4 protein-coding genes and 1 pseudogene are annotated in these 3,910 nt (G+C 45.8%); 2 read left to right on the top strand and 3 right to left on the bottom strand.

Translation table 11 applies throughout. The features are described 5' to 3' along the window. Positions 1-938: pseudogene (locus ACTIE6_RS19850) on the top strand (arginine decarboxylase); the annotation flags it as partial. A 110-nt stretch (positions 939-1,048) separates the two neighbouring features. Further along, a complete protein-coding gene (locus ACTIE6_RS19845) occupies positions 1,049-1,177 on the top strand; it encodes a hypothetical protein (protein ID WP_439558301.1) in 129 nt (42 codons plus the stop codon). Here the strand turns inward: ACTIE6_RS19845 and ACTIE6_RS19840 are convergent. From ACTIE6_RS19840 to ACTIE6_RS19830, 3 genes are all read right to left on the bottom strand, one after another. Continuing rightward, a complete protein-coding gene (locus ACTIE6_RS19840) occupies positions 1,167-1,703 on the bottom strand; it encodes a D-glycero-alpha-D-manno-heptose-1,7-bisphosphate 7-phosphatase (RefSeq protein WP_439558300.1) in 537 nt (178 codons plus the stop codon). The genes ACTIE6_RS19845 and ACTIE6_RS19840 overlap by 11 nt on opposite strands. Beyond that, on the bottom strand, positions 1,703-2,731 hold the full coding sequence (gene hemE / locus ACTIE6_RS19835) for a uroporphyrinogen decarboxylase (protein ID WP_439558299.1): 1,029 nt from the start codon (positions 2,729-2,731) through the stop codon (positions 1,703-1,705). Before hemE ends, ACTIE6_RS19840 begins: the two co-directional genes overlap by 1 nt. 27 nt (positions 2,732-2,758) lie before the next feature. Continuing rightward, on the bottom strand, positions 2,759-3,910 hold a 1,152-nt coding region (locus ACTIE6_RS19830), incomplete at its 5' end, for a TonB-dependent receptor (RefSeq protein ID WP_439558298.1).

The raw sequence follows: 3,910 nt of genomic DNA, 5'->3' as shown, positions 1-3,910 counted from the left end.
TTGCATTCTATACATCGCGTCTGGGTATCAGGTACCACGACGTGCAGCAGCTTTACAAAGAGAAAATTGAGCCGAATCCAAGGTTCAAGCTTAAAATGCTGCACTTCTTTATCAACACAGGTATTAAGGACAGCGCCTACTACTGGAGTGAGCTGACCCGCTTTATGTTTAAATACTGCGAGATGCAAAAGATCTGCCCGGACCTCGATTCGATCGATATTGGTGGCGGGTTACCTATACAAACTTCGCTGCAGTCTGGTTACGATTACCAGCAGATGATCGATGAGATCATCGAGAACATTCAGTGGATCTGTAACAAGAACAATGTTCCTGTACCACATATTTTTACCGAATTCGGAAGTTATACTGTGGGTGAAAGCGGCGCGGTGATTTACGAAATCATTGACAAAAAGCTGCAAAATGACAAAGAGCTCTGGTACATGATCAACGGATCTTTTATCACCCAGCTGCCTGATTCCTGGGGTATGAACCAGAAGTACATTATGCTGCCGATCAACAACTGGGACAGTCCGTACCAGAAGGTCAACCTCGGCGGGCTTACTTGTGATTCGCAGGATTTCTATAACAGTGAAATGCACAGTGCCGATTTGTACATGCCGATTTTTGAAGAGGAAACCGAAAAGCAATACATCGGGTTTTTCCACACCGGCGCTTACCAGGAATCTCTGGGCGGCTACGGAGGAATTCAGCACTGTCTGATCCCTGCTCCGAAACACGTTTTGGTAGATAAGGATGAGGACGGAAAGATCACGACGCGTGTTTTTGCAGAAGAACAAAACAGCGATTCAATGCTTCGGATCCTGGGCTTTAAGGAAGAGCCTTTTACGAGCCAGATCAATAACAATGACGGTAAGGAAGATGCAACCGTCGCGCTGGCAGAAGTAGTAGAGGAAGAATTGGTTGAAACAAAAATTTAACCGCACAATATAAAGTTCTTTGGATGAGTTCGTTATTAGTCTGACTGTAACACTTATTCAAAGAACTTTTTTATATTTTTACGGTGACAAAATCTTATACGAACAGAAAAATGAAGAAGATACTGGTACTTTTCGCGATTTGCGGAACATTGGCAGCTTCTGCCTGCACCAAGCATGCTTGCCCGGCTTACGGCTCAACTCAGAAAGCACCACAAACTGCGCCGATAGTTAAAGCCTAATTTCAGCTTTCAAGATGATTTTGGCTGCTTCCAATAAATTGGCAGCCGCATGATCGCCCTCCGATTTTTCATTTTCATGAACAATGTGAATTGTTCTGACCCCCGCATTTCTACCCGCCTGCATATCCCTGTCCCGGTCGCCTATCATCCAGGATTGTTCGGGATCAATGTTGTATTTGCCAATTGCCTTTTCAAGCATCAGCGAGCCCGGCTTTCGCGATAGTGAAGCCCCGGAGTACTGCGGGTGATCGGGAGAAAAGTACAGATCATCCAATGCATTTCCGGAAACTTTTTGCATTGCTTCGTGAATAGCATATACGTTTTCAGCTGTGTACAAGCCTTTTGCAATTCCCGCCTGGTTTGTCACTACAATCAGTAGATAACCCGCACTTTTCAGCATTTGAAGGGCCTCAGGCACACCTTCGGGAATGACCAGCTTTCCGAGATCGTACATATAGTCGGGACAATCCTCATTGAGCACCCCGTCGCGATCGAGGAACACGCATTTTGTTTTAGGCAAAGACATTACAGACTGGAATATTCTTTAACAGATTCAATAAAGCAGCGGACTTTGTCGGGATCAGTGTCGGGATAAACGCCATGGCCGAGATTTGCAATGTATTTCTGGGTACCAAACTGTTCCAGCATTTTCTTCACTTCAATCCTGATCTGATCGTAGGAAGCGTAAAGCACGCAGGGATCGAGGTTACCTTGCAGCGTTTTGTTGGGGATCAGCTCGCGCGATTCGCGGATATCCATGTTCCAGTCGAGCCCCACCACGTCACAGCTCAATTCACTGATCTCTTTTCTGGCGAAGAATGCCCCTTTTGCAAAAACAGTTACTGGTACCTCATTAATCGCGTCGCAGATTTGCTTGATATAAGGTAGTGAGAAAACCCGGTATTGTTCGGGAGAGAGTATACCCGCCCAGGAATCGAAGATTTGGACCAGGTTGGCGCCGGCAACTACCTGTGCTTTGAGGTAAGCAATGGTGCTGTCAGTTATTTTTTGAAGTAATGTATGTGAAAATTCAGGATCGGCGTACAAATGCTTTTTAGCAACCGAAAACGTTTTGGAGCCTTTTCCTTCTGTCATATAACAGAAAATAGTGAAAGGCGCACCGGCAAAACCGATCAGCGGAACCCTGTTTTCGAGTCCCTGTTTCGTGAGCTTTATCGCGTCGAGTACATATTTCAGATCCGTTTCCGGTTCAGCGATATGTAGCTTTTCCAGGTCTTGCATGGAATGTACAGTAGCCGGGAAAACAGGCCCGCGCTGCTCAATCATTTCATAAGGAAGCCCCATTGCTTCCGGGATCACAAGGATATCTGAAAATATGATCGCCGCATCCACGCCCAGCAGGTCGACTGGCTGCAAAGTAACTTCGGCGGCCATTTCAGGCGTAGTAGCCAGCTTGATAAAGCTGCCTGCTTTTTCCCTGACAGCCCGATATTCAGCCAAAATCCGGCCCGCCTGGCGCATCATCCAAACCGGCGTCCGCTCCATTTTCTCGCCCCGCGCCGCACGAAGCAAAAGGTCATTTTTGAGTTCCATGCGGCAAAGGTAGCCAGAAAGTCGAGATCAAAACCTAAAATTCAGCCCCACTAAAAAGTTTCTGCCGGCTTGTGGGAAGTAGAAATTCTCTTGTGTCAATGCGCCGCCGGCGATGTAGCCGTAGGTGTATCCGTTGGATTCGTATTGTTCGGCGAGGATGTTGTTCACGAGTAAATTGAACCCGATTTCGTTTGCCCATTTTGGTTTGATCGTCCACGACAGTCGGATATCATTGGTGAAATATGCGTCGAGTTTTCTGGTTTCAGTCGAGGTATTATCGAGATATTGCTTGCCTACATACTTCGTCAGTAACGCAAGCTCCACGTTTTTGTAGATCGAATAAGTCAGCTGGCTGCCTACAATTACATTAGGTGAAAATGAAATATCCGACTTTCCGTGATCAATGGTCTGGTAACCTCCATTGTCATAATCAACTACATACTCCGTGAAATTGTTGATCTTGTTCTGACTGAAAGTTGCATTCACATTCCATTTCAAAAAGCGGTTGAAAGCCACTGCGCCTTCAAGCTCAATGCCGGTGCGGTAACTTTTTGGCACATTCACGCGGATTGAATTTCCAACATCGTTAATTTGTCCGGTGAGTACCAGCTGATTTTTGTAATGCATTAAATAGTAATTAGCCGCAAAAGCCCATTTGCCTTGCTGCGTTCTGAAACCCGCTTCTACGTTTTGCAGACTTTCGCTTTTCGGGAATAAAATGGCAGTCGTAGTTGCAGTCAGATCATCACGGTTTGGCTCGCGGTTACCAATGCTGTAAGATGCGTAAACCGAACTTTGATCGGCGATCTGGTAAGTTAATCCTGCTTTTGGGTTGAAAAATGAATACGATTGATCAACTGCAAGCTGGATCTGATCATTGTCTGTGCCGCGGATTGCGTGACTTACTGTCCTGAATTGCAGGTCAGCAAATGCATTCAGCTTGTCGGTAAACTGGTAATATAATTTACCGTAAACATTAAAATCCTTTTTGATTCCCTGACTGTAATAGTACCGGTGCTCATTTTCAATATTACCTGCATTTCTGGCCCAGATAATGCGTCCGTAATGGTCACCGTCGTATTTATTCCAGCCGCCGCCGATGCTGGCAGTCAGCTTTTTGAAACTGTTATAATCGAGTGAAAAAGTGGTCCCGTAAAAGTAATTATCCAGAAAACGCCG

The organism is Dyadobacter sp. (assembly GCF_051859145.1).
In the GTDB taxonomy this organism is placed as follows: Bacteria; Bacteroidota; Bacteroidia; order Cytophagales; family Spirosomataceae; genus Dyadobacter.
Note: the sequence above shows the minus strand (reverse complement) of the source record. Positions and strands in the feature narration are given on the sequence as shown.